Here is a 25,318-nt window from a genome sequence, read left to right as displayed (position 1 = left end):
TGACACTCCGCTATCGCGAGCAGGCTCGCTCCCACAGGGGGTCTTCATTTGTTCGCAATATCTGTAGGACGCAAATCCCGTGTGGGTGCGAGTCTGCTCCCACAGGGGATTGATGGTGTCAGCTGGTTTTGCGCAGGGCGGCGTGTTGCGGGTTGAAAGTGAGGACTGCGAGCAGGGCGAACAGCAGCGTCAGCCCCATGCACACCGCCAGCGCCAGTAGATTGAAACGCTGATACAGGGCAAACCGCACCAGTTCCACAGCGTGGGTAAACGGGTTCAGCGCGCACAGCCAGTACAGCCACTCGCTGGATTCGCGCATCTTCCACAGCGGATACAACGCCGACGACAGGAAAAACAGCGGGAAGATCACGAAATTCATAACCCCGGCGAAGTTCTCCAGTTGCCGGATCGCATTGGACAGCAGCAGGCCCAGCGCACTGAGCATCAACGCCACCAGCAACAACGCCGGCAAGGCGATCAACAGCCCCATGGCCGGTGGCTGCACGCCGTACACCCAGGCAATCGCCAGAAAGGCATACACCTGCAACAGCGAAATCAGCGAAGTGGCCAACAGTTTGCTGCACAGCAGGAAGGTCCGGGGCAGGGGGCTGGTCAGCAGCACGCGCATGCTGCCCATCTCCCGGTCGTAAACCATCGACAGCGAACCTTGCATGCCGTTGAACAGCAGGATCATGCAGGTCAGCCCCGGGATGATGTAGACCTCATACGGAATGTAGGTGTCGTAGGGCTCAATGATCGCGATCCCGAGGGCCGCGCGAAAACCGGCGGCGAACACCAGCAGCCACAGCAATGGCCGCACCAGCGCGCTGAGAAACCGCGTGCGCTGCAACACAAAGCGCAGCCATTCACGCAGCACGATGCCGCTGAAGCATTGCCAATACGCATTCATCGGGCGGCTCCTGATGTCGTGAGGCGAGTGAAGGCCGAACCGAGGTCGCCGCCATGCGCCTGGCTCAAGGCATCAGCCTGCCCGCTGGCCACCAGACGGCCCTGATGAAGAATCAGCAAGTCATCGCTCGGCTGCACTTCATCCAGCAAGTGGGTGGTCCAGAGCACGCTGATGTGCTGCTCGCGACACAGGTCGCGAATGTGTTGATTGAGCGCCAGCCGGCTGGCCGGATCGAGGCCGACACTGGCCTCGTCGAGCAGCAACAGCCGTGGCTCATGCAGCAAGGCGCGGGCGATTTCCACCCGGCGCCGGTGACCGCCATTGAGTTCACGCACCCGCTCGCGACGGCGTTCGGTCAGCGCCTGCCGCGCCAGCTCGGCGTCGACCCGCAGGCCGGTCTGGCGCCGGGACATGCCATGCAGCGCGGCGTGATAACGCAGGTTCTGCTCGACACTGAGGTCCAGGTCCAGCGTGCTTTGCTGGAACACCACGCCCAATTGCTTGAGCGCCGGACGCGCCGCGTTGCGCAAGGAGCAGCCGCCGACCCGGATGTCCCCACGCTGCAAATCATAGAGCCGGGTGAGCAGGGCAATCAGCGTCGATTTGCCCGCGCCGTTCGGCCCCAGCAACGCCGCGAAACGCCCGGGCGCCAGGCTGAAATTCACCTGCCGCAACGCCTCCCGCGCGCCATAGGCGAAGCTCAGCTCGCTGACTTCCAGTGCGTTCATGGCGTCACCACCACGCCCCACGGATAGCGCCCGACTTTCACCGATTTGGTCACTTTGAGGCTGTCGACATCAATCACCGATACATCGCCGCTGACGCCGTTGGTGGCCAGCAACTGTTTTTGATCGGGGGTGAACGACATCTGCCAGACCCGACGACCGACCAACAGATAATCAAGAATCTCGAAGGTCTTGGCGTCAATCACCGCCACATGATTGGCCGGGCCGAGGGCGACGAAACCGTACTTGCCGTCGGCGCTGAGCTTGATGCCCACCGGCTGGACCTTGTCCGGGTGCACGCCCTTGATCTGGAAAGTCAGGGTCTTGAGGACCTTGCGGGTGGCGACGTCGAGAATGGTCACCGTGCCGCCGATTTCCGCCGAGGCCCAGAGTTGCGAGCCTTCAGGTGAAAACTCGACGAAACGCGGCCGCTGATCGACCAGGGTGCTGTCGGCCAGGGTCTGGGTGCTGGTGTCGATCCAGTGCAGCATGTTGGTGGTTTCGCTGGTGTTCACCGCCCACTTGCCGTCTGGGCTGACGGCCATGCCTTCGGGTTCGACGCCAACGCTGATCTGGCTTAGCACCTTTGAGGTTTCGGTATCGATCACCGTCACCAGTGCATCGTCTTCGTTCGAAACGTAGAGCCAGCGATTGTTGGGATGCAGGGCGAACTGCTCGGGGTCTTTGCCCGACGGCAACTCCTTGATGATCTTGCGGGTGGCGACGTCCATCACCTGGACCCGGTCCGAATCGCTGGCGCAGATGTACAGCAGCTTGTTGTCGTGGGACAGCAGCAAACCGCGCGGCCGTTGGCCGACGGGCAGGGTGTCGGTGACTTGCAACGTCTGCAGGTCGATCAGGCTCAGGGTGTTGTCCTTTTCGTTGGAGACCCAGGCGGTGCTGGCAGCGGCGTGCCCGGCGGCGAGCAGCAGGGCGCAAGAGAGCAGAGTGCGACGCATGGCGGATTCCTTTTTGTTGTAGTTCTTGTGGGAAGCTGGCTCAGGGAAAGCGGCAGCTGACCTCGGGCTTGTCGTAGCCAAGGCTGTCCATTTCGTTGAAAGGGTGCAGGAAGCCGTCTTGCGGCGACGTGCTGACCAGCGCTCGGGGCTGGACGATGGGAATCGGTTGGCGCAACTGACCGTTCCACGGGCGATAACTGAGCTTGCGCCCCTTGAAACCGTCCAGCGGCAATTGATCGCTGATTTCCAGGGTGCGGATCGCCACGGGATCGACCTGTCGCAGTTTGCTCACCGCACTGGCGATGCTGCGCACGGCGATCCAGGCGGCGAAGTCGCGGTCATTCATCCAGCGCCCGGCCAGGGCTTCGAAGCGTTTCTGCAATTGGGCGGCACCGTAGGTTTCCACGGTTTTGTGCCAGCCCACGGGGGTCAGGCCCTGCGTGCCGGCGACCGGCCGTGGGTACCAGGTCTGGTAGGGCACGTATTCACCGAAATCGCCACGTTCGTCCGCCACCAGCACCACATCGTATTCGGCGGTCTGGGTGAACAGCGGCATGTCGGCCTGGGCGCTGCGACGCTGATCGTTGTCGAAGCTCCAGGCTTTTTCCGCCACCAGTGTCAGGCCGAAGCGTTTGGCGGCGCGGCGCAGGGCGGCGGCGTAGGCCTGATCGTCCGGGGTCGGGCCGACGATCAGCAGCGCCCGTTGCCATTTGCGAAGCACCAGAAATTGCGCCAGGGCATCGGCGAGCATCGCCCGGCTCGGCAGGCTGTGCAGCACGTTTGGCAGGCAGTCGGTGGTGCGCAGGCTGTCATCCGGGCTGCCGGCATTGAACAGCAAGCTGTCGGGCAGCACGGCGCTGAGCCGACGCAGGCTCTCCACCGGCGCATTCACCACAAACAGGCGCAGACCCTGTGCATGTTGGGCCTTGGCCGCTTCAATCAGGGCATCCGGGCTGTCGGCATTGGCCGTGACGAGGCTGTAACTCTGGTTGAGAAAACGCCCGGTGCTGTTGCTGTCGGTGATCGCCAGTTCGGCGCCGCGAAGCCCGGCATCGACCGGTTCGGGAATCACGTTGGACAGCAGCGGACCGGGGTCAGGCCGGTAGCCCAGGTAGCCGATCCGCACCTGCAACGGCGCATCCGCCGCCTGGCTCTGCGTCGCCAGCCCGGCGGCGCAGGCAATCGCCAGCAGGTAGATCAGGGCGTAAGGGGCAAGCTGGCGCATAAAGGCACTCCATTACAGGTAGCGCCAGCATAGGAAGCCTGCGAGGCAGATTGAAATATGCAGAAAGTACCAGTCAGGCAGTACCAAGGTAGTAGCTCGCCCGGAGCGGCGCGGTTTTAGCATGGGTCATCACGGCCATCACACTGGAGGAGATTGACCATGCGTATTCTCAAAGCGCTGCTCCTGCCGTTGTTGTTGATCCTGACCCTGATCGGCGTCGACAAGCTCCACAGCCCCCGCCCGGTGTCATTGCTGGTCTTGCCCGCGACACCGGGGCGCTAACCGTGTCGGCCCTGTGGCGGATCAACCTTTGGGTCTGCGGGTTTTTCGTCCTGGTCACCCTGGCGTGCATGGGGTTGCTGGTGCATCAGGCGCTGGCGGACGTGGAGCGTGAGCTGCAATCCGCCGAGGCGGTGGTCGAGTACCTGAGCGAAACCGCCGAGCGTGATCCCGCCAGCCTCCAGCCGCGATTGACGGGCAGCCTGCGGCATGTGCGGGTGCGCTGGCTGGAGCCCGGCGAAGCGGCACGGCTGCCGGTTCAGGCCGGACTCGATGCGTGGCTCGGGCGGCTGTTGTTCGCCGAAGCCCGGCACAGTGCGCGAGTTCTGGATTTGCACGATGGCCGGCGCGTGCAGATCGCGGTCGATCCACGGGATGAGATCGACGAAGTCTGGGATTCGCTGCAGCAATTGCTGGGCCTGTGTGGCCTCGCCTTGATCTTGAGCCTGCTCACCATCCGCTGGGCCGTGCGCCGTGGCATGGGCTTGCTCGATGAATTGTTGCGCGCGTTGCAGCAGGTCTCGGGCGGCCAGCTCAAGGTGCGATTGCGCGCGGAAGGTATGCCGGAGGTACGGCAGCTGGCAGCGCATTTCAATCGCATGACCACTGCGCTGGAGCAGTCGCGCGCCGATAATGCCCATCTGACACAGACGTTATTGGCGGTGCAGGAACAGGAGCGCACTCATCTGGCGCAGACCCTGCACGATGATCTCGGCCAGTACCTGGCAGGGATTCGCGCCCAGGCCTGTCTGTTGCGGCTGGTGACGGATCAACCCGTGGTGATGGAACGCACGGTGCGTGAGCTGGAACACAACTGCGAACACCTGCAACAGGGATTTCGGGCGCTGGTGCATGACCTCTATCCGGTGGTACTGCAACACCTGCCGTTGGCAGAAGCCTTTGGCCTGCTGGTGGAGCAATGGCAGGGGCGGCACGGCATTGACTGCCAGCTGCGGATCGGCGCGCAATTGCCGCCCTTGTCCGCGCCGGACAAAACCCAGCTCTATCGCCTGTTGCAGGAAGCGCTGACCAACGTCGCCCGGCATGCGCAGGCCACCCGGGTGCGGGTTCGCCTGCAACATCGAGGCGCGCATCTGCACCTGTTGATTCGCGATAACGGGCGCGGCGCCACACAACCGCAGCGGCCCGGCGTCGGTTTGTATTCGATGTACGAACGCGCCCGCAGCGTCGGCGGCGAATTGCGGGTCATCAGCCACCCCGGCGCCGGATGGGCGCTGGCCTTGAGCATGCCTTTGGAGGTGTCATGAATATTCTGCTGGTCGATGACCATGCGGTGGTCCGTCAGGGCTACGCGAGTTTGTTGCGGGCGTTGTTGCCGGCAATGGAAGTGCGTGAAGCCGCCACCGGCGAAGACGCGCTGATCCGGGTTCAGGAAGCCGTGCCGAACCTGGTGATCATGGATTTCGGTTTGCCGGGGATCAGCGGGCTGGAAACCACCCGACGTTTGCGTCAACGGCTGCCGCAACTGCGGGTGCTGTTTTTCAGCATGCACGATGAACTGCCCTTGGTGCGCCAGGCGCTGGAGGCGGGTGCCTCGGGTTACTTGACCAAGAGCTCGGCGCCGCAAGTGCTGATTGAGGCGGTGCAGCGGATCCTCGCCGGCCATGCCTACATCGAACAGCCCCTGGCCACCCAACTGGCGTGCCACCCGCAACAGGACGCCAGCGACCCGCGATTGCAGAGCATGACCCAGCGCGAGCTGGAGATTTTCGTGATGCTCGCCAAAGGCACGCCAGCGCGGTTGATTGCCGAACAGTTGAGCATCAGCAGCAAAACCGTCTCCAACCACCTGACCTTGCTCAAGAGCAAATTGCAGGTCACTTCCCATGCCGAACTGGTGCATTTGGGGATTGATATGGGGGTGGTGCGCAAGGCGGGCTGACTCGACAGTGCCGGCAACCCATATCCACTGTGGGAGCGAGCCTGCTCGCGAATACGTCGGCACATTCAACCTCTCAGTTGACTGTTACACCGCTATCGCGAGCAGGCTCACTCCCACAATGGTTTTGTGTGCATACAGTTCATTTGTTCCAGGTCGTCGGGCAACCGCTGCAGCCCTCCATGTTCGCATCCTGAAAATTCGCATAATGCTGCCGCGACCCGCTGAGGTTGGCCTGTTCCAGATTGCTTTCACTTAATTTGGCTTCTTGCAGGTTGGCGTCACTGAGGTTGGCACCTTTGAGGTCAGCCTTGCTCAACCAGGTCATTTCCAGGTCCGCGGCACGCAGATTGGTGTTGTGCATTCTCGCGCCGGAGAGGCGGGCGAATTGCAGGTAGGCGCCGCTGAGGTTGGCGTCCTGGAATTGCGCGCCTTGGGCAAACATCCCCCAGCCCTGAATCGCCATCAACGTTGAACCGGTGAAATCCGCCAGCCGCAGGTTGCTTTGTTGCAGGCTGGCGCGGGTCAGGTTGGCGCCTTGCAGCTGCGCTTTTTCCAGGTTGGCGAGGTCGAGTCGGGCGTGCCGCAGGTCGGCATCGCGCAGGTCGGCGCCGCTGAGGTTCATGTTGCGCAGGTCCTGATTGCTCAGGTTTGCGCCTTTGAGATTGGCGCCGGGGCATTGGCTGTGATCGGCGATGGTGCAGCCGTTGATGATGAGTGGGGAGTCGTCGCCGTTGTCGGCGAAAACCGGAAGGGCGGCAAGCAATAGCAGTAGAGGCAGGTACTTCATGACAGGTCCTCGAAAGGTGGAGGGCAGCTGGATACACAAAAAACAACGGTTATGTGGGTTCCTGTGGCGAGGGAGCTTGCTCCCGCCCGGCTGCGCAGCAGTCGTAAATCCAGGCAACTCGGTGTTGCTGAAAAATGAGGGGGCCGCTTCGCAGCCCAGCGGGAGCAAGCGCCCTCGCCACAGAAAAGCTTGTTGAGCACCAGAAAACCCCCTGTGAGCACAGGGGGCAAGTGGATTACTTCTGCGCAGTCTTGTTGTCCCAACTCGGAATCTTGAACACCCAGAACGACCCGCCCTGAGCCACCGGCTTGGTCAGCTCGGCCATGTCACCGCCCCACAACGGCACCGCACCGCCGTAACCGACGGTCACGCCGACGTATTGCTCGCCGTCCTGTTCCCAGGTGATCGGCGGCGAGACGATGCCGCTGCCGGTCTGGAACTTCCACAGCTCAGCGCCGGTTTTCGCGTCGAACGCCTTGAGGAAACCGTCGCCGGTGCCGGTAAACACCAGGTTGCCTTTGGTGGCCAATACGCCGGCCCACAGCGGCAGCGCTTCCTTGTGTTCCCAAATCACTTTGCCGGTGGTGGGGTTCATGGCGCGCAGGGAGCCGACGTGATCGTCGTACATGCGTTTGATGCGGAAACCCATGCCCAGATAGGCCGAGCCCTTCTTGTAGTTGACCTCTTCGGTCCAGTATTCCTCTTTCCAATGGTTGCCCGGAATGTAGAACAGCCCAGTGTCCTGGCTGTACGCCATCGGGTTCCAGTTCTTGCCGCCGAGGAACGGCGGCGACACTTCCACTGACTTGCCCTTGGTCTCGCCCGGCAACGGTTTGGCCGGACGCTGGCCTGGATTTTCCACCGGTTTGCCGGTCTTGAGGTCGATGTGGCTGGCCCAGGTGATGTTGTCGACGAAGGGAAATGCGTTCTGCAATTTGCCGTTGTTGCGATCGACCACGTAGAAGAAACCGTTGCGGTCCGCGTGGCCGGTGGCCTTGATCGTTTTGCCGTCCTTGTCCTTGTAATCGAATAGCACCAGTTCGTTGTTGCCGGAGAAATCCCAGGCATCGTTTGGCGTGTGCTGATAGAACCATTTCACCTCGCCGGTGCTCGGGTCGACGCCGACCTGGCCAGAAGTGTAGAGGCTGTCATAGTCGTGGGGGTTGCCATCCTTGGCGGTGCGCGCCCAGGTATTCCACGGGCCGGGGTTGCCGGCGCCGACGATGATGGTGTTGGTTTCCGGATCGAAACTGGCGCTCTGCCAAGGGGCACCGCCGCCGTGGCTCCAGGCTTCGACCTTGCCGGTTTCGGTGGTCGGGTCATCCGGCCAGGACGGTGCCTTGACGTCGCCGGTGGTGGTGCTGTCCTTGCCGTTCAGCCGGCCCATGTGGCCTTCGACGAAGGGCCGCATCCAGACTTCTTCACCCGTATCGGGGTCGCGCGCAAACAACTGGCCGACCACGCCGAACTCATCGCCGGAGCTGCCGTGAATCAGCAGCACCTTGCCGGTGGTCTTGTCTTTGATCAGCACCGGGGCGCCGGTCATGGTGTAGCCGGCGGCGTGATCGCCGAACTTCTTGTTCCACACCACTTTGCCGGTGTTCTTGTCCAGGGCGACCAGCCGCGCATCGAGGGTGCCGAAGTAAATCTTGTCGCCAAAGATCGCCGCCCCGCGATTGACCACATCGCAGCACGGACGAATGTTGTCCGGCAGGCGATGGTTGTAGGTCCACAGGCGCTTGCCGGTCTTGGCATCCAGGGCGAACACCCGCGAATAGGAACCGGTGACGTAGACCACGCCATCGCTGACGATGGCCTGGGATTCCTGGCCGCGCTGCTTCTCATCGCCGAACGAATAGGACCAGGCCGGCGTCAGCTTGAACACGTTCTTGTCGTTGACCTGAGCCAACGGGCTCCAGCGTTGAGCGTTGGTGCCCATGCCGTATTGCAGCACGTCCTTGGTGGTCAGGTGATCGTTGGCAATGTCTTCCCACGTCACGTCGCGGGTGGGCGTGGCCGGTGCGGTTGCGGCGTGACTTGCAGCACTCAGGGACAGGCTGCCCACCAGCAGAAAAGCCTGCACGGCGATAGACAGAGGGGAAAGGGCGGGTAGCGATCTTATTGTCATGGTTGCGGTTCCCAGTGGAGGTTTTGGCCTGCACAGGGTGGTGCGCCCGGCCGGTTGCCGGATACGGAAAAAGTCCCGCTGTGGCCGGGAAGACTTCCCGAACGGCACCTGATTTGGGTGTGCGTCACAAGCCCTACTACCAAGGGACTAGAAGGCGACCACCAAAGCAGCATGGGGATTGCGCGAGGCCGGTACCAATATGGGTGCCATAGCCTCTTCAAAGAGGTTTTGCGTGCAATCTTGAGGGCATAACAATGACAACAAAACGCAACGCCTTGCTCGTTGCCGGACTGCTGGCCGGCTTTATCAGTGCAGGCTCCGTCTGGGCCCACGGCAACGTGGTACCGCAGGCGATCGCCACCCCAGGCCTGACCCCGATCAAAGATGCCGGCGTGCAGGTGGATGCCGACGGTTGGGCGGCGGTGAATCCGTATCGTGCCTCCCCGGAACATGAGAAAGCCGTGGAAATCGGCTCCTCGGCCTATAACCAGAACTGCGCCGCCTGTCATGGCCTGGAAGCCAAGTCTGGCGGCATCGCCCCCGATTTGCGCATGCTCGATGTTGGCGAAGCGGGGGATGAATGGTTCGTCGAACGCGTGCGTCACGGCGCTGTGCGGGATGGCCGGGTCTACATGCCGAAAATGGCGGATTACCTGAGCCAGGAAGCGTTATGGGCGGTGCGCACCTACCTGGACACCGTTCACGTCGAGGAGTAACTCCATGCGCCTGCTCGCTGTATTTTTCAGCGCTGTGTTGCTGTGCTGCCAGGTCGTGCAGGCGCAGGTCCGTACCTATGACGAAATGATCGCTGCCGGGGAGTTGAAAGTGGCGGTCTACAAGGACTTCGCCCCCTACAGTTTTGAAGACGCCGGCCAGCCGCGCGGGGTGGATGTCGAGCTCGCCGGAGCCTTGGCCAAAGCGCTGGGCGTGCGCCTGACGCTGATCTGGGCGCCCGCCGGCGAGAAGCTCGATGACGACCTGCGCGACTACATCTGGCGGGCCAGCCAGCTGCATGATCTGCAACTGGCCGACCTGATGATGCGCGTGCCGTATGACCGCGATTACGCGCAAAAACGCAACGAACTGGGTGAGCTGGAAAACGGCCATGTGGTGATGTTCGGGCCGTACCAGAACGAACAATGGCAGGTCGCCTATGATCGCCGCCGTCTCGACAAGGTAGGCAGCGTCGCCGTGTTCGAACACCATCCGATTGGCGTCGAAGTCGACAGCGTGCCGTCGTTCTACCTGACCTCGGTGTTTAACGGCATGCTCGCCGGCAAAACCCACCACTATCCCGGTGTACCGCAAGCCTTCGCCGCGATGAAGGCCGGTGAAGTCGATGCGGTGATGGCCATGCGTGGCGAGATCGACTGGCAAGTTCACCAAGCCAACGATCCACAAGTGGCGCTGGCGCAAAACGCTTACCCAAACATGGGCAAGCAACTCTGGGAGATCGGCATGGCGGTGCATGAAAGCAACCGGCAACTGGCCTATGCCGTGGAAGAGGCGCTGGAGGGCTTGATCCGTGAAGGGGCGGTCAACACCATTTACGGTCATTACGGCCTGCGCTATGACGTGCCCGAGATGTACCAACCGTGAACTGGCGAGCGAGTTGCCTGTTGCTCTGCTGGTTGCCCCTGGCGGCGCACGCTGCCGGTATCGAGCCGGGCAAAGACCCGGTGCCTTCGGTGATGTGGGCCTTCTACCACAAGCAGATGCTCGGCAATGCACCGTTCGTGTTCGATGACCGGGTCAAGCTGCTGGCGCCGCCGTTCGCCGAAGATGCCCGGCAAGTGCCATTGGAAATCGACGCCCGGGCGTTCAACGGCGAGGTGGTGAAAATCCTCGCTTGGGCGGAACTCAATCCGCTGCCGAAAATAGTCGATTTCCAACCGCTGGATCGCGTATTGCCGTGGCTGTCGATCCGCATCCGTATCGAACAAGCCACGCCGTTGCGCGCGGCGGTGCTGACCCGTGACGGCCTCTGGCATGTCGGCTCGACACTGATCGATGCGGCGGGCGGTGGTTGCACTGCGCCCAGCGTCGTGCGCACCGAGCCTGGCTGGGAAGAGCACATCGGCGAAGTACTGGGCGGTCGTTATCCACGCGGTGAGTTCAGCCGGGTGCGCTTGCAAGTGGCGCATCCGATGGACAACGGCATGGTCAGCGGCATCCCTGAATTCTTTATCAACCATGCTGAATTACGCGACGGGAATGATCAGCTGCTGGCCCGACTGGAGCTGTTTCCCGCCGTCAGCGAGAACCCCAACCTGGCCTTCGACATCGAAGGGGCAGGGCAGACGCGCCTGGTGCTGCGCGACAACAGCGGCAATCAATTCGATGCGGCCATACCCTGACCCCAAGGAGCGCGTGATGCGCTGGATGCTGCTGTTGTTCATGAGCCTGAGCCTGCCGGCCCTGGCGGACCTCGACTATGTGCTCAAGCCCCGGCAAATCGCCGAAGACACCTGGCTGCTCGAAGGCAGCACCGACAATTTCGCCAAGGCCAACGGCGGCAACATCGTCAATACCGCGTTCATCGTCACTGACCGCGGGGTGGTGGTGATCGATACCGGGCCGTCCAGGCGCTACGGCGAAGCGATGCGCAAAGCCATCGCCGCGACCACTGATAAACCGGTGATCGAGGTGTTGCTGACCCATCACCACCCGGACCATGTGCTGGGCAACCAGGCCTTCAGCGACGTGCCAATCGGTGCGTTGGCCGGCACCACCGAGCTGTTGCATCGGCAGGGTGACGCCATGGCCGAAAATATGTATCGACTGGTGGGGGACTGGATGCGCGGCACCGAAGTGCTGCTGCCGACCCGGACGCTGGAGCCTGGCGTATTGAATTTTGGGAATCACGATCTGCGCCTGCTGAGCCTGGGTGGGCACACCGGTGCGGATCTGGCTATTCTCGACCAGAGAACCGGCGTGCTGTTTGCCGGGGACCTGGTGTTTTATCAAAGGGCGCTGACCACGCCCAACAGTCCGGGGCTGTCGGTGTGGCTGGCGGACATCGCCACGCTACAAGGCCTGCCGTGGACGCTGATCGTGCCCGGCCATGGACCGGTGGCCACGGACACAAAACCGTTCGAGCAAATGCGCGACTACCTCACCTGGCTCGATCAGCTCATGCGCGACGGCGCCGCCAATGGCAGTGACATGAGCGAGATGATCCGCAGCCCCATTCCCGAGCGGTTTGCTGGCATCAGCCTGAGTCGCTATGAGCTGATTCGCAGCGTCAGCCATCTGTATCCGCGCTATGAGCGCGCGCAGATGACGCGAGTCGATTCCACCGCAAACAAATGACCCACACAACTTTTTTGTGGGAGCGAGCCTGCTCGCGAAAGCAGTGTGCCGATTGACAATAATGTTGCCTGACACGGCGCCTTCGCGAGCAGGCTCGCTCCCACAGGGGCCGGTGTCGACTTACATTACCGGTGTTCATTTGCTCCGACCCGCTACTAAGGAACTAGCAATCTCCACACTGCGGGCAATTGTTGCGAGGGCGGCGGCGCCCAAGAATCTGCACCAGACCGGGAAAATTTCCCGGGTATAACAAAAACCGCAGAGGCAGCCGTCATGACCCAACCCGCACGTCGCCAACCCTTCGTCTTGAGCCTGTTGCTCAGTGCCATGCTGTTGTCCGGCCAGGCATTGGCCGGCGTCACCGACCAGGACATTCTCCAGGACCCCAAGAACCCGGAGCAGATCGTCACCAACGGTCTGGGCGTCCAGGGTCAGCGCTACAGCCCGCTGGACACCCTCAACGTCAGTAACGTGAAGGACTTGCGCCCGGTCTGGGCGTTCTCCTTTGGCGGGGAAAAACAGCGCGGTCAGCAAGCACAGCCGATGATCAAGGACGGCGTGATGTACATGACCGGCTCCTACTCGCGGGTGTTCGCCGTGGATGCGCGCACCGGCAAGAAACTCTGGCAATACGATGCGCGCCTGCCCGATGACATCCGTCCTTGCTGTGACGTGATCAACCGCGGCGTCGCGCTGTACGGCGACCTGGTGTTCTTCGGCACCCTCGACGCCAAGCTTGTGGCCCTGAACAAGGACACCGGCAAAGTGGTCTGGAGCAAGAAAGTTGCCGACCACAAAGAAGGTTATTCGATCAGCGCCGCGCCGTTGGTGATCAACGGCAAACTGATCACGGGCGTGGCCGGTGGCGAATTCGGCGTGGTCGGCAAGATCGAAGCCTACGACCCGAAAAACGGCGATCTGCTGTGGACCCGACCTACCGTCGAAGGCCACATGGGTTACACCTACAAGGACGGCAAAGCGGTAGAGAACGGTATCTCCGGCGGTGAAGCCGGCAAGACCTGGCCCGGCGATCTCTGGAAAACCGGCGGCGCGGCGCCTTGGCTCGGCGGTTACTACGACCCGGAAACCAATCTGCTGCTGTTCGGCACCGGCAACCCGGCGCCATGGAACTCGCACCTGCGTCCTGGCGACAACCTCTACTCGTCGTCGCGCCTGGCGCTCAACCCGGACGACGGCACCATCAAATGGCACTTCCAGAGCACGCCTCACGACGGTTGGGACTATGACGGCGTGAACGAGCTGGTGTCGTTCAACTACACCGAAGGCGGCAAAGAAATCAAAGCCGCCGCCACCGCTGACCGTAACGGTTTCTTCTACGTGCTGGACCGCACCAACGGCAAATTCATCCGTGGCTTCCCGTTCGTGGACAAGATCACCTGGGCCACTGGCCTGGATAAAGAGGGCCGGCCGATCTACAACGAAGCCAGCCGCCCTGGCGCACCGGGCACCGAAGCCAAAGGCAGTTCGGTGTTCGTCGCCCCGGCGTTCCTCGGCGCGAAAAACTGGATGCCGATGGCCTACAACAAGGACACCGGACTGTTCTACGTGCCGTCCAACGAGTGGGGCATGGACATCTGGAACGAAGGCATCGCCTACAAGAAAGGCGCGGCGTTCCTCGGTGCAGGCTTCACCATCAAGCCGTTGAATGATGACTACATCGGTGTGCTGCGCGCCATCGATCCGAAGACCGGCAAGGAAGTCTGGCGCCACAAGAACTTCGCGCCGCTGTGGGGCGGGGTGCTGACCACCAAGGGCAACCTGGTGTTCACCGGTACGCCGGAAGGTTTCCTCCAGGCGTTCAACGCCAAGACCGGCGAGAAAGTCTGGGAATTCCAGACCGGCTCCGGCGTTCTCGGCTCGCCTGTGACCTGGGAAATGGACGGCGAACAATACGTTTCGGTGCTGTCCGGCTGGGGTGGCGCCGTGCCGTTGTGGGGCGGCGAAGTAGCCAAGCGCATCAAGGACTTCAACCAGGGCGGGATGCTCTGGACCTTCAAGCTGCCCAAAGACCTCGTCGTGGCCAAACACTAACCCTGAATCCACCGCATTGATCGTTCCCACGCTCTGCGTGGGAATGCAGCCCGGGACGCTCTGCGTCCCAAGAGCCGAACGCGGAGCGTCCGTTGAGGCATTCCCACGCGGAGCGTAGGAACGATCAAGAACCGAAGCGTTTTCTACGACCAAATAACGAGAGTCCCCCTGCCAACGGCGCATTCGTCTGGCACGCGGGGCTCTCTACTATCGGTTCATCGCCTGTTTGCCCGACAGGCATCGACCCAGACAGAGGCCCACCATGATCTACGCACAACCCGGAACACCCGGCGCCGTCGTTTCCTTCAAAGCGCGCTACGGCAATTTCATCGGCGGCGAGTTCGTTGCCCCGGTCAATGGCGAGTACTTCACCAACACCTCGCCGGTCACCGGTGAAGTCATCGCCGAATTCCCGCGTTCCAACGCCGCCGACATCGAAAAAGCCCTCGACGCTGCCCATGCGGCGGCGGATGCCTGGGGCAAGACCTCGGCCCAGGATCGCTCGTTGGTGCTGCTGAAAATTGCCGACCGTATCGAACAGAACCTGGAAATCCTCGCTGTCACCGAAACCTGGGACAACGGCAAGGCCGTGCGCGAGACCCTGAACGCCGACGTGCCGCTGGCCGCCGACCATTTCCGTTATTTCGCCGGCTGCATCCGCGCCCAAGAGGGCGGCGCCGCCGAGATCAATGAGCTGACCACCGCCTATCACTTCCACGAGCCGCTGGGCGTGGTCGGGCAGATCATCCCGTGGAACTTCCCGCTGCTGATGGCCGCCTGGAAACTCGCCCCGGCCCTGGCTGCCGGCAACTGCGTGGTGCTCAAACCCGCCGAACAGACGCCGCTGTCGATCATGGTCTTCGCCGAGCTGATCGCCGACTTGCTGCCCCCCGGCGTTTTGAACATCGTTCAGGGCTTCGGCCGTGAAGCGGGTGAGGCGCTGGCCACCAGCAAGCGCATCGCCAAGATTGCCTTCACCGGTTCCACGCCGATTGGCGCGCACATCATGAAATGCGCGGCCGAGAACATCATTCCGAGTACCGTCGAGCTGGGCGGCAAGTCGCCGAACATCTTCTTCGAAGACATCATGCAAGCCGAGCCGCAGTTCATCGAGAAGGCCGCTGAAGGCCTGGTGCTGGCGTTCTTCAACCAGGGTGAAGTCTGCACCTGTCCGTCCCGGGCCCTGGTGCAGGAGTCGATCTACGACGACTTCATGAAAGTGGTGATGACGAAGATCGTCAAGATCAAGCGCGGCAACCCGCTGGACACCGAAACCATGGTCGGCGCCCAGGCGTCCGAGCAGCAATACGACAAGATCCTCTCGTACCTGAAAATTGCCCAGGAGGAGGGTGCCGAACTGCTCACCGGCGGCGCGGCCGAGCGTCTGGAGGGCGACTTGTCCAGCGGCTATTACATCCAGCCGACCCTGCTCAAGGGCCACAACAAAATGCGCGTGTTCCAGGAAGAAATCTTTGGCCCGGTGGTGGGTATCACCACCTTCAAGGACGAAGCCGAAGCTCTGGCGATTGCCAACGACAGCGAGTTCGGTCTCGGCGCCGGCCTGTGGACCCGCGACATCAACCGCGCCTACCGCATGGGCCGGGCGATCAAGGCCGGGCGTGTCTGGACCAACTGCTACCACCTGTACCCGGCGCATGCGGCGTTCGGTGGCTACAAGAAGTCCGGTGTCGGCCGTGAAAACCACAAGATGATGCTCGACCATTATCAGCAGACCAAAAACCTGCTGGTGAGCTACGACATCAACCCGATGGGCTTTTTCTGATCCCCTAGGCACACCGTAATCCCCTGTGGGAGCGAGCCTGCTCGCGAAGGCGGCCTGACAGTCAACATCCATGTTGAATGTGCTGGCCTCTTTGCGAGCAGGCTCGCTCCCACATTGGTTTTTGTGTGCCTGAAGACCCCCTACCAACGCACGCCGCCACCTCGTTCGAAAGTAGCATTCGGTCGTCTCGTGCCCCGTGCATTAATGGCTTTACCGGAATGTCCCGGCACAAGAAGAGGATTGACCCATGTGGAATAAACCCGCGTTTACCGATCTGCGCATTGGTTTTGAAGTGACGATGTATTTCGCCAACCGTTGATTGTCCACCCGGCCAGCCGTCGCGTTGGCCGGGCCTGCCTTCTGGAGCCTCCCATGCACATCCGCGTTCTCGGTTCCGCCGCTGGTGGCGGTTTTCCGCAATGGAACTGCAACTGCCGCCAATGCGCCGGGATGCGCAATGGCAGCCTGCGGGCGCAACGGCGCACGCAGTCGTCGATTGCCCTGAGCGACAACGGTGTGGAGTGGGTGCTGTGCAATGCGTCACCGGACATTCGCGCGCAGCTTGAAGGTTTCCCGGAACTACAACCGGCCCGTCGCTTGCGCGATACGGCGATCGCCGCAGTCGTCCTGCTGGACAGCCAGATCGACCATTGCACTGGTCTGTTGAGCCTGCGCGAAGGCTGCCCGCATTCGGTCTGGTGCACCGAACGCGTGCATCAAGACCTGAGCAGTGGTTTTCCCTTATTCACCATGCTTGAGCACTGGAACGGCGGGTTGCACTGGCAACCGGTCGGGCTGGACGGTGAACCATTCCGCATCAAAGCCTGCGAACACCTGCAATTTCGCGCGATTCCGCTGGTGAGCAACGCGCCGCCGTACTCGCCCAATCGCGGCCATCCGCAACCGGGCGACACCATCGGTTTGTTTATCGAAGACCGGCGCAGCGGCGCCAGCGTGTTCTACGCCCCGGGCCTTGGGCAAATCGACGACGAGGTGCTGAGCTGGATGCAACGCGCCGATTGCCTGCTGCTGGACGGCACCCTGTGGCGCGACGACGAGATGCGCGTGTGTGAAGTCGGCCAGAGCCTGGGCAGTGAAATGGGGCATCTACCGCAAAGCGGTGCTGGCGGGATGCTTGAAGTGCTGGAAGGGTTTACCCGTCAACGCAAAGTGCTGATCCACATTAACAACACCAATCCGATCCTCGATGAAGACTCGGCTGAGCGCGCGTTGCTGGCGCGGCGGGGGATTGAGGTGGCTTTTGATGGCATGAGTATTGAGCTGTAGCTCATGGCCTCTTCGCGGGCGAGCCTCGCTCCTGCAAGTTTTGTGTCGTGCGCCACTTCTGCAGTCGGCGAAACCTTGCAGGAGTGAGGCTTGCCCGCGAAGGTGTCAGCCGTAACACCGAGAAATCCGGAGAACCGCAATGACTGACCAACCCATGTCCCCCGCCGAGTTCGAGCAAGCCCTGCGCGCCAAAGGCGCCTATTACCACATCCACCACCCGTTCCATCAAGCCATGTACGCCGGCCGTGCTACCCGCGAGCAGATTCAGGGCTGGGTCGCCAATCGCTTCTACTACCAGGTGAACATCCCGCTCAAGGATGCCGCGATCCTCGCCAACTGCCCGGACCGCGACGTGCGCCGTGAATGGCTGCAACGCATCCTCGACCACGATGGCGTCCCCGGCAGCGAAGGCGGCATTGAAGCCTGGCTGCGTCTGGGTGAAGCGGTGGGGTTGGACCGTGAGCAAATCCTTTCTCAGGAATTGGTGCTGCCTGGCGTGCGCTTCGCGGTGGACGCCTACGTCAATTTCGCCCGTCGCGCCTGTTGGCAGGAAGCGGCCAGCAGTTCGCTCACCGAACTGTTCGCGCCGCAGATCCATCAGTCCCGACTCGACGCCTGGCCCACCCATTACCCGTGGATCGACCCGGCCGGTTACGACTATTTCCGCACGCGCCTGAGCCAGGCGCGGCGCGATGTCGAGCATGGTTTGCGCATCACCCTGGCGCACTACGTCACGGTCGAAGGCCAGCAACGCATGTTGGAGATTCTGCAGTTCAAGCTCGACGTGCTGTGGAGCATGCTCGACGCGATGAGCATGGCCTATGAGCTGGGTCGGCCGCCGTATCACACCGTCACCAAGCAGAATGTCTGGCACCGGGGGATCGCCCTGTGAACCTGATCGAACAGCCACCCGGTCCGCCCTTGTGGTTATTGGCCGAGCTGACCTACCGCTGCCCGTTGCAGTGCCCGTATTGCTCCAACCCGCTGGATTTCGCCCAGCAAGGCGAGGAATTGAGTACCGAAGAATGGATTCGGGTGTTCCGCGAAGCCCGGGAGATGGGCGCGGCGCAACTGGGTTTTTCTGGCGGTGAACCATTGGTGCGACAGGACCTGGCCGAGCTGATCAAAGCGGCGCGGGACATGGGTTATTACACCAACCTCATCACCTCGGGCATCGGCCTGACCGAGCAGAAAGTCCGCGACTTCAAGGTCGCCGGGCTGGACCACATCCAGATCAGCTTTCAGGCCGCCGACGAACAGGTCAACAACATGCTCGCCGGCTCGCGCAAGGCCTTCGCCCAGAAGCTCGCCATGGCCCGAGCAGTCAAGGCCCAGGGTTACCCGATGGTGCTGAATTTCGTCACCCACCGGCACAACATCGACCAGATCGCGCAGATCATCGACCTGTGCCTGGAACTGGAAGCGGACTTCGTCGAGCTGGCCACCTGTCAGTTCTACGGCTGGGCCGAACTCAACCGCGTCGGCCTGTTGCCGACCCGCGAGCAATTGCAGCGTGCCGAGCGCATCACCAACGAATACCGCGAGCGGCTCGAGGCCCAAGGGCATCCCTGCAAGCTGATCTTCGTCACCCCGGACTACTACGAAGAGCGCCCCAAGACCTGCATGAACGGCTGGGCCAACCTGTTTCTCGACATCACCCCGGACGGCACGGCACTGCCTTGTCACAGCGCCCGCCAGTTACCGGTGGAGTTTCCCAACGTGCGCGAGCATAGCGTCTCGCACATCTGGACCGAATCCTTCGGCTTCAATCGCTTTCGTGGCGATGACTGGATGAAAGAGCCGTGCCGCTCCTGCGATGAGAAGCACAAGGATTTGGGCGGCTGTCGCTGCCAGGCGTTCATGCTGACCGGTGATGCCGAAAACGCTGACCCGGTGTGCAGCAAGTCGGCGCACCACGGGGTGATCCTCAAGGCCCGCGACGAAGCGGACGCGCCGGGGCAGGGCATGGAGCATCTTACGTTGCGTAACGAGAAAGCATCGCGGCTGATCTATCGCGGATAAACCAAGACGACACAAATCCCCTGTAGGCGTGAGCCTGCTCGCGAAGAGGCCTGCACATTCAACATCTACATTGCCTGACCCACCGCTTTCGCGAGCAGGCTCGCTCCCACAGGGGATTTACGGTGAATACAATATCGGCCTGCTTGCTACCCATTGGTCTGATTGCATTCGCGTCGGGATGGGTTAGTGTGGTTCTACCTTCAAAACAATAAAAACAGGCTTTCCAATGAGCCAGAGTCTCAGCCAGCTGCGTAAATTCGTTTCGCCTGAAATCATCTTCGGTGCCGGTTGCCGGCATAACGTCGGCAACTGCGCCAAAACCTTTGGTGCGCGCAAGGTGCTGGTGGTCAGCGACCCCGGTGTGATTGCCGCCGGTTGGGTGGCCGATGTCGAAGCCAGCCTGCAAGCCCAGGGCATCGACTACTTTCTCTATAGCGACGTGTCACCCAACCCGCGGGTCGAGGAAGTCATGCTCGGCGCCGAGTTGTACAAGGAAAACCACTGCGATGTGATCGTTGCGGTCGGCGGTGGCAGCCCGATGGATTGCGGCAAAGGCATCGGCATCGTCGTCGCCCACGGGCGCAACATCCTTGAATTTGAAGGCGTGGACACCATTCGTGTGCCCAGCCCGCCGTTGATCCTGATTCCGACCACCGCCGGCACCTCGGCCGATGTCTCGCAATTCGTGATCATTTCCAACCAGCAAGAACGCATGAAGTTCTCCATCGTCAGCAAGGCCGTGGTGCCGGACGTGTCGCTGATCGACCCGGAAACCACCCTGAGCATGGACCCGTTCCTGTCGGCCTGTACCGGCATTGATGCGCTGGTGCATGCCATCGAAGCGTTCGTCTCCACCGGCCACGGGCCACTGACCGACCCGCACGCCCTGGAAGCGATGCGCCTGATCAACGGCAACCTGGTGCAGATGATCGCCAACCCGGGCGACATCGCCCTGCGCGAAAAAATCATGCTGGGCAGCATGCAGGCCGGCCTGGCGTTCTCCAACGCGATTCTGGGCGCGGTGCACGCGATGTCCCACAGCCTCGGCGGCTTCCTCGATTTGCCCCACGGCTTGTGTAACGCGGTATTGGTGGAACACGTGGTGGCGTTCAACTACAGCTCGGCGCCGGATCGCTTCAAGGTGATCGCCGAGACCCTCGGCATCGATTGCCGTGGCCTCAATCACCGGCAGATCAGCGGACGGCTGGTCGAGCACCTGATCGCCCTGAAACACGCGATCGGCTTCCATGAAACCCTGGGGTTGCACGGGGTCAGCACCGCGGACATTCCGTTCCTGTCGCAACACGCCATGCACGACCCCTGCATCCTCACCAACCCGCGCGAATCCAGTCAGCGTGATGTCGAGGTCGTCTATGGCGAAGCCCTCTGACGAGCAGCAACGCGCGCTCGCCGGGCTACTGGGATTAGGCAGCCACTCGGCGCGCAAGAGCCATTACCCGGAACTCGCCGCACGGCTGGACGAGCTGGAAGCCGAGCGCAACCGCTACAAGTGGCTGTTCGAAAACGCCGTGCACGGGATCTTCCAGGCCAGCCTGCTGCAAGGCATGCGCGCCGCCAACCCGGCACTGGCACGAATGCTTGGCTATCAGGACCCGCAAGAAGTGTTGTTTTCGCTGGCGGACCTGGCGAGCAACCTGTTTGTCGGCGGTGCCCGGGAGCTGGAGAACATCGGCGAAATCCTCCGCCACCAAGGCAGCCTGCACGGTTATGAAACCCAATTGCGGCGCAAGGACGGCAGCAGCCTCGACGTGTTGATGAACCTGTTGCTCAAACCCGATCAGGAAGGGCTGGTAGAGGGCTTTGTCGCCGACATCACCGAACGCAAAATCGCCCAGCAGCGCCTGCAACAACTCAATGACGAATTGGAGCAGCGGGTGACCGCGCGCACCGACGAACTGCTCGAAGCCAATCGCAACCTGCAACAGCAGATCACCCAGCGTAAACAGATCGCAGAAGCGTTGCGCGACGCCCGGGACGCCGCCGAAGCCGCCAACCGCAGTAAGGACAAATACCTCGCTGCCGCCAGCCATGACTTGCTGCAACCGCTCAACGCCGCCCGTTTGCTGATCTCGACGTTACGCGAGCGCAAATTGCCGGATGTCGAACAGGTGCTGGTGGAGCGCACGCACCAGGCCCTGGAAGGCGCTGAAGATTTGCTCACCGATTTGCTCGATATTTCCCGGCTCGATCAGGCCGCCGTCAAGCCGGACGTCGCGTTGTACCGCCTCGACGAATTGCTCGCGCCGCTGGTCTCGGAGTTCCAGTCGGTGGCCGAGGCCGCCGGGTTGAACCTGCGGGTGCACATGGGCGACTACGCCATTCACACCGACTTGCGCTTGATGACCCGCATCCTGCGCAACTTTCTCAGCAACGCCTGCCGATATACCGATGAGGGCTGCATTCTGCTGGGGGCCAGACGGCGCGGCAACATGCTGCGCCTGGAAGTGTGGGACACCGGGCGCGGGATCGCGGCGGACCGGCTGGACTCGATCTTCCTGGAATTCAATCAACTGGACGTCGGGCGCGCCGCTGACCGTAAGGGCGTGGGGCTCGGACTGGCGATTGTCGAGCGTATCGCCAAGATCCTCGGCTATAAAATCGGCGTACATTCGCGCCCGGGACGCGGTTCGATGTTCAGCATTGACGTGCCGATTTCCCATGAGATTCCGCTACCGATCAGTCTGGCCGCGCCGCAGCCGGGTACGGGTAACCCGTTGCCGGGCCGGCGCCTGCTGGTGCTGGACAACGAAGTGAGCATTCTGGAGAGCATGAGCGCGTTGCTCGGGCAGTGGGGGTGCGAGGTGGTCATTGCCACGGATGAACACTCAGCGCTGGCGGCCTTGCAGGGGCGGGCGCCGGAACTGATTCTGGCGGACTACCACCTCGATCACGGGGTGGTGGGCTGTGATGTGGTGCGGCACTTGCGCGAGCATTTCAACCGGACGATTCCAGCGGTGATCATCACCGCCGACCGCACCGACCAATGTCGGCGCTCGTTGCAGCGACTCGACGCGCCGCTGCTGAACAAGCCGGTGAAACCCGGCAAGCTGCGTGCAGTGCTCAGTCAGATGTTGGGCTGATCAAGCCGGCGATAGTGCAGGCTGAAACCCAGTTCGGTGGATTGACCTTGCTCCAGCAGACGCAGCCCCGGCCGACCCGGCAAGTGGTGGGCGTTGACCGGATGGCTGACCGGTTCGATGCAGAAAAAACCCAGGCCCACCGGGCAGTAGAGCAGGTAGTTATCGCTGCCGGTGGCCTGGCATTCCAGTTCATAACCGAGCTCGGGTTGCTGGATCAGGCAATGACCGTCCCATTCGCAGAAACCGTTGTCGACCAGCGTGTCCGGCAGGGTTTTGAGCTGATGAAAGTCCCACTCGTCGGGCACGTCCATCCGTTCGGTCGGCAGTTTCGATTGATCGCATAACCAGACTTTTTCCGCTTGGGCCTGTAGTCGCGTGCCGGCGGTGCGCGGAAAGTACGGGTGCAGGCCGAGCCCATGCCACGCGGGGTGTTTGGCCAAGTGGGTGACGTGCAGATCGATACTCAATCGGCCCTCTTTCAGATGAAACCGCTGCCGGGCGCGATAGGCGAAGGGGGCAATGCTGTTGAGTTGCAGGACGACTTCGTCATGGGTCTGCGACATCACCTGCCACGGTTGTTGCCAGGCGCTGCCGTGAATCGGTAACGGATCGGTGAGGCTGTTGGGCGTCAAGGCGAGCCAGCCTTCGGGGCAGTCAAAACCTCCTTCGGCGATGCGGTTAGACCAGGGGACCAGGGGATAGCAACCCAGTTTGCCCGGCAGGCCGGTGTTCAGCGCATGGGCGTCGTTGTGGCGCAGCAGCGGTTGCCCGGTACTGCGAACGGTCCAGTTGACAACGCTGCCGCCGAGTTCGGGGGCGAGGGTGAGGTGGGTGAGTTCGTCTTTGAGTTCGAGAATTTCTGGCGTCATGTTGACCCGCGATATTCAGGTTTTTCGGTAATGGGTGAACAGGCTGTTTGTAGGCGCCAGGCTTGCCGGCGAAGGCGCACTCAGGGACGCTTTCGCCGGCAAGCCTGGCTCCTGCAGAAAAGGTTTTACAACACCAAATTTGGCAACCACAGCGACAGCGCCGGAATGTAGGTCACGGCCAAAAGCACCAGGAACAGCACGGCATAGAACGGCAGCAGTGCCTTCACGGTTTTTTCGATACTGACTTTGCCCACGGCCGACCCCACAAACAATACCGCGCCCACCGGCGGCGTGATCAATCCGATCCCCAGGTTCACCAGCATGATCATGCCGAACTGCACCGGGTCAACGCCAATGCCCAGAATCACCGGCATCAGGATCGGCGTCAGGATCAGGATCAGCGGCGCCATGTCCATCACGGTGCCGAGCAACAGCAGCATGACGTTGATGCACATCAGAATCACGTAACGGTTGTCCGACAGGGTCAGGAACATCGTGGTGATCTTCGACGGAATCTGCATCAGCGTCATGATGTAGCCGAAGCTCGCAGCGAAGCCGATCAGGATCATCACGATCGAAATCGTCCGCACGGTGCGGTGCATCAGCTTCGGCAGTTCACTCCACTTGTAGTCGCGGTAGATGAACATGGTCACGAAGAACGACCACAGCACCGCAATCGCCGCCGATTCGGTGGCGGTGAAAATACCCGAGAGAATCCCGCCGAGGATGATGACCATCGCCATCAGGCCCCACATGGCTTCGCCGCAGATTTTCAGCGCCTGCTTCAAGGGGATGACTTCGCCCTTGGGGTAGTTGCGCTTTTTCGCGAAGATCAGGCACAGCACCATCAGGCACGCGCTCATCAGCAGGCCCGGGACGACGCCGGCCATGAACAGCGACGCAATCGACACCGTGCCGCCAGCGGCCAGTGAGTAGAGCACCGAGTTGTGGCTGGGCGGGGTCAGTAGCGCTTGCACCGAGCCGCTGACCGTGACGGCCGTGGCAAACTCCCGCGGGTAGCCGCGGCGTTCCATCTCAGGAATCAGCACCGAGCCGACCGAGGCGGTGTCCGCCACCGAAGATCCGGAGATTGCGCCGAAGAAGGTCGACGCCATGATGTTGACCAGCGACAAGCCGCCACGGACAAACCCGACCAGCACACCGGCAAAGGCCACCAGCCTGCGGGACATGCCGCCCTCGGCCATGATCGCGCCGGCCAGTACAAAGAACGGAATCGCCAGCAACGAGAATTTGTTCACGCCGCCGGCGACCTGAATCATCAGCGCCTGGAACGGGATGTCGATCCACCACGCACCGATCAGGGCGGAAAGCCCCAGTGCGTAAGCGACCGGCATGCCGATCAGGATCAGTGCAATAAAACTGCCCAACAGAATCAACGCGTCCATTCAGGCAGCCCCTTCGCTTTCTTCAACCAGGTCGAAACGCACGACCCGACGGTTGCTCTGGTCACCGAGCAAGAGTTTTTCCAGGACAAAGATCAGCGTCAGCAAGCCGCCAATCGGGATCGGCATGTAGGTAATGCCCACGCGCAGCGTCGGCATGGCGCTCATGAACTGGTTCCAGGTCGACAGGCAGAGCTTGGTGCCCCAGATAGTCATGAACAGGCAAATAGTCGCCATCAGCAGTTGCGAGACAATCGCCATCGCATTGCGCACTCCGGGGGGCATGCGGTCGGTGAGCATGGCCACGGCCATGTGCGCGCCGGCGCGGTAGCTGGCAGCGGCGCCGATGAAGGTGAAGACCATCATCAGCAAGATGGCGGTGGGCTCCGGCCAGCTTGAGCCGGTGCCGAGGACGTAACGGGCAAAGACGCCCCAGGGAATGATCAGGGAAATGGTCAGGACCGACAGACCGGCTACCCAGATGCAGGTCATGTAAATTTTGTCGTTGATGCGTAGCAGTAGATTCTTCATCGGGTTTCACCGTAACCGGGCGCGCACTGACATATACCCACG

General features: G+C 61.8%; 24 protein-coding genes. 15 read left to right on the top strand and 9 right to left on the bottom strand.

Features of this window, described 5'->3' with window-relative positions:
* Positions 1 to 118: 118 nt before the first annotated feature.
* Genes FHL16_RS22300 through FHL16_RS22285 form a run of 4 tightly spaced genes read right to left on the bottom strand, consistent with a single transcriptional unit; the run spans position 119 to position 3,819 of the window.
* The gene (locus tag FHL16_RS22300) at positions 119 to 910 is read right to left on the bottom strand and encodes an ABC transporter permease (RefSeq protein WP_077749298.1); all 792 of its coding nucleotides are present in this window, start codon (positions 908 to 910) and stop codon (positions 119 to 121) included.
* Positions 907 to 1,638, bottom strand: coding sequence for an ABC transporter ATP-binding protein (locus FHL16_RS22295; protein WP_077749297.1), 732 nt, complete (start codon positions 1,636 to 1,638; stop codon positions 907 to 909). The genes FHL16_RS22300 and FHL16_RS22295 overlap by 4 nt, the downstream gene beginning before the upstream one ends.
* Positions 1,635 to 2,594 (bottom strand): YVTN family beta-propeller repeat protein, encoded by a 960-nt coding sequence (locus FHL16_RS22290; RefSeq protein WP_077749296.1) that lies wholly within the window; start codon positions 2,592 to 2,594, stop codon positions 1,635 to 1,637. The genes FHL16_RS22295 and FHL16_RS22290 overlap by 4 nt, the downstream gene beginning before the upstream one ends.
* A 40-nt stretch (positions 2,595 to 2,634) precedes the next feature.
* Positions 2,635 to 3,819, bottom strand: a complete 1,185-nt coding sequence (locus FHL16_RS22285; RefSeq protein WP_010455147.1) for an ABC transporter substrate-binding protein — start codon at positions 3,817 to 3,819, stop codon at positions 2,635 to 2,637.
* 159 nt (positions 3,820 to 3,978) lie between these two features.
* On the opposite strand from FHL16_RS22285, the gene FHL16_RS34735 reads away from it, so the two are divergent.
* The 3 genes from FHL16_RS34735 to FHL16_RS22275 are packed head-to-tail and all read left to right on the top strand — an operon-like array spanning position 3,979 to position 6,001.
* Positions 3,979 to 4,101, top strand: coding sequence for a hypothetical protein (locus FHL16_RS34735; protein WP_255311831.1), 123 nt, complete (start codon positions 3,979 to 3,981; stop codon positions 4,099 to 4,101).
* Positions 4,102 to 4,103: 2 nt separating this feature from the next.
* Positions 4,104 to 5,366 carry a sensor histidine kinase gene (locus tag FHL16_RS22280; RefSeq protein ID WP_077749295.1) on the top strand — a complete coding sequence of 421 codons (1,263 nt, stop codon included), beginning with the start codon at positions 4,104 to 4,106 and terminating at the stop codon, positions 5,364 to 5,366.
* Positions 5,363 to 6,001, top strand: a complete 639-nt coding sequence (locus FHL16_RS22275; protein ID WP_010455143.1) for a response regulator — start codon at positions 5,363 to 5,365, stop codon at positions 5,999 to 6,001. Before FHL16_RS22280 ends, FHL16_RS22275 begins: the two co-directional genes overlap by 4 nt.
* Positions 6,002 to 6,140: 139 nt before the next feature.
* Here the strand turns inward: FHL16_RS22275 and FHL16_RS22265 are convergent, their stop codons facing one another.
* Complete coding sequence (locus FHL16_RS22265; RefSeq protein WP_077749294.1) at positions 6,141 to 6,788, bottom strand: pentapeptide repeat-containing protein; 648 nt, start codon at positions 6,786 to 6,788, stop codon at positions 6,141 to 6,143.
* 235 nt (positions 6,789 to 7,023) lie between these two features.
* Complete coding sequence (exaA, locus tag FHL16_RS22255) at positions 7,024 to 8,916, bottom strand: quinoprotein ethanol dehydrogenase (protein ID WP_077749293.1); 1,893 nt, start codon at positions 8,914 to 8,916, stop codon at positions 7,024 to 7,026.
* Between the two features lie 254 nt (positions 8,917 to 9,170).
* On the opposite strand from exaA, the gene pedF reads away from it, so the two are divergent.
* The 12 genes from pedF (at position 9,171) to FHL16_RS22190 (ending at position 22,473) form a co-directional block, all read left to right on the top strand.
* Entirely contained in the window at positions 9,171 to 9,632 is a 462-nt protein-coding gene (gene pedF, locus FHL16_RS22250) for a cytochrome c-550 PedF (RefSeq protein WP_077749292.1), read from the top strand.
* Between the two features lie 4 nt (positions 9,633 to 9,636).
* Positions 9,637 to 10,515, top strand: a complete 879-nt coding sequence (locus FHL16_RS22245) for a substrate-binding periplasmic protein (protein ID WP_077749291.1) — start codon at positions 9,637 to 9,639, stop codon at positions 10,513 to 10,515.
* On the top strand, positions 10,512 to 11,273 hold the full coding sequence (locus tag FHL16_RS22240; protein ID WP_077749290.1) for a quinoprotein dehydrogenase-associated SoxYZ-like carrier: 762 nt from the start codon (positions 10,512 to 10,514) through the stop codon (positions 11,271 to 11,273). Before FHL16_RS22245 ends, FHL16_RS22240 begins: the two co-directional genes overlap by 4 nt.
* Positions 11,274 to 11,289: 16 nt before the next feature.
* Positions 11,290 to 12,228 (top strand): quinoprotein relay system zinc metallohydrolase 1, encoded by a 939-nt coding sequence (locus FHL16_RS22235; RefSeq protein WP_077749289.1) that lies wholly within the window; start codon positions 11,290 to 11,292, stop codon positions 12,226 to 12,228.
* Positions 12,229 to 12,501: 273 nt separating this feature from the next.
* Positions 12,502 to 14,280 (top strand): PQQ-dependent methanol/ethanol family dehydrogenase, encoded by a 1,779-nt coding sequence (locus FHL16_RS22225; protein ID WP_077749288.1) that lies wholly within the window; start codon positions 12,502 to 12,504, stop codon positions 14,278 to 14,280.
* A 262-nt stretch (positions 14,281 to 14,542) separates the two neighbouring features.
* Entirely contained in the window at positions 14,543 to 16,063 is a 1,521-nt protein-coding gene (gene exaC, locus FHL16_RS22220; RefSeq protein ID WP_077749287.1) for an acetaldehyde dehydrogenase ExaC, read from the top strand.
* Positions 16,064 to 16,310: 247 nt separating this feature from the next.
* Entirely contained in the window at positions 16,311 to 16,382 is a 72-nt protein-coding gene (gene pqqA, locus FHL16_RS22215; protein ID WP_010455123.1) for a pyrroloquinoline quinone precursor peptide PqqA, read from the top strand.
* 53 nt (positions 16,383 to 16,435) lie between these two features.
* Positions 16,436 to 17,350, top strand: coding sequence for a pyrroloquinoline quinone biosynthesis protein PqqB (pqqB, locus tag FHL16_RS22210; RefSeq protein WP_077749286.1), 915 nt, complete (start codon positions 16,436 to 16,438; stop codon positions 17,348 to 17,350).
* A 139-nt stretch (positions 17,351 to 17,489) separates the two neighbouring features.
* The gene (gene pqqC, locus FHL16_RS22205; RefSeq protein WP_077749285.1) at positions 17,490 to 18,242 is read left to right on the top strand and encodes a pyrroloquinoline-quinone synthase PqqC; all 753 of its coding nucleotides are present in this window, start codon (positions 17,490 to 17,492) and stop codon (positions 18,240 to 18,242) included.
* Positions 18,239 to 19,372 carry a pyrroloquinoline quinone biosynthesis protein PqqE gene (gene pqqE, locus FHL16_RS22200; protein ID WP_010455116.1) on the top strand — a complete coding sequence of 378 codons (1,134 nt, stop codon included), beginning with the start codon at positions 18,239 to 18,241 and terminating at the stop codon, positions 19,370 to 19,372. Before pqqC ends, pqqE begins: the two co-directional genes overlap by 4 nt.
* A gap of 226 nt (positions 19,373 to 19,598) precedes the next feature.
* On the top strand, positions 19,599 to 20,762 hold the full coding sequence (ercA, locus tag FHL16_RS22195; protein WP_010455114.1) for an alcohol dehydrogenase-like regulatory protein ErcA: 1,164 nt from the start codon (positions 19,599 to 19,601) through the stop codon (positions 20,760 to 20,762).
* Positions 20,746 to 22,473 carry a hybrid sensor histidine kinase/response regulator gene (locus tag FHL16_RS22190; RefSeq protein ID WP_010455112.1) on the top strand — a complete coding sequence of 576 codons (1,728 nt, stop codon included), beginning with the start codon at positions 20,746 to 20,748 and terminating at the stop codon, positions 22,471 to 22,473. Before ercA ends, FHL16_RS22190 begins: the two co-directional genes overlap by 17 nt.
* On the opposite strand, the gene FHL16_RS22185 is transcribed toward FHL16_RS22190, so the two are convergent.
* The 3 genes from FHL16_RS22185 to FHL16_RS22175 form a co-directional block, all read right to left on the bottom strand.
* The gene (locus FHL16_RS22185) at positions 22,458 to 23,342 is read right to left on the bottom strand and encodes an aldose 1-epimerase (RefSeq protein WP_077749284.1); all 885 of its coding nucleotides are present in this window, start codon (positions 23,340 to 23,342) and stop codon (positions 22,458 to 22,460) included. The two genes, FHL16_RS22190 and FHL16_RS22185, sit on opposite strands and share 16 nt — an antisense overlap.
* 125 nt (positions 23,343 to 23,467) lie before the next feature.
* Positions 23,468 to 24,748: a TRAP transporter large permease gene (locus FHL16_RS22180; RefSeq protein WP_010455107.1), complete on the bottom strand. Its 1,281-nt coding sequence runs from the start codon at positions 24,746 to 24,748 to the stop codon at positions 23,468 to 23,470.
* Positions 24,749 to 25,276, bottom strand: coding sequence for a TRAP transporter small permease (locus FHL16_RS22175; RefSeq protein ID WP_010455106.1), 528 nt, complete (start codon positions 25,274 to 25,276; stop codon positions 24,749 to 24,751).
* Positions 25,277 to 25,318 lie beyond the last annotated feature (42 nt).

Origin of the sequence: Pseudomonas sp. FSL W5-0299, from assembly GCF_005930655.1 — a bacterium.
Lineage (GTDB): Bacteria > Pseudomonadota > Gammaproteobacteria > Pseudomonadales > Pseudomonadaceae > Aquipseudomonas > Aquipseudomonas mandelii.
The sequence above is the reverse complement of the archived record's forward strand: the minus strand, read 5'-3'. Positions and strand labels throughout refer to the sequence as shown.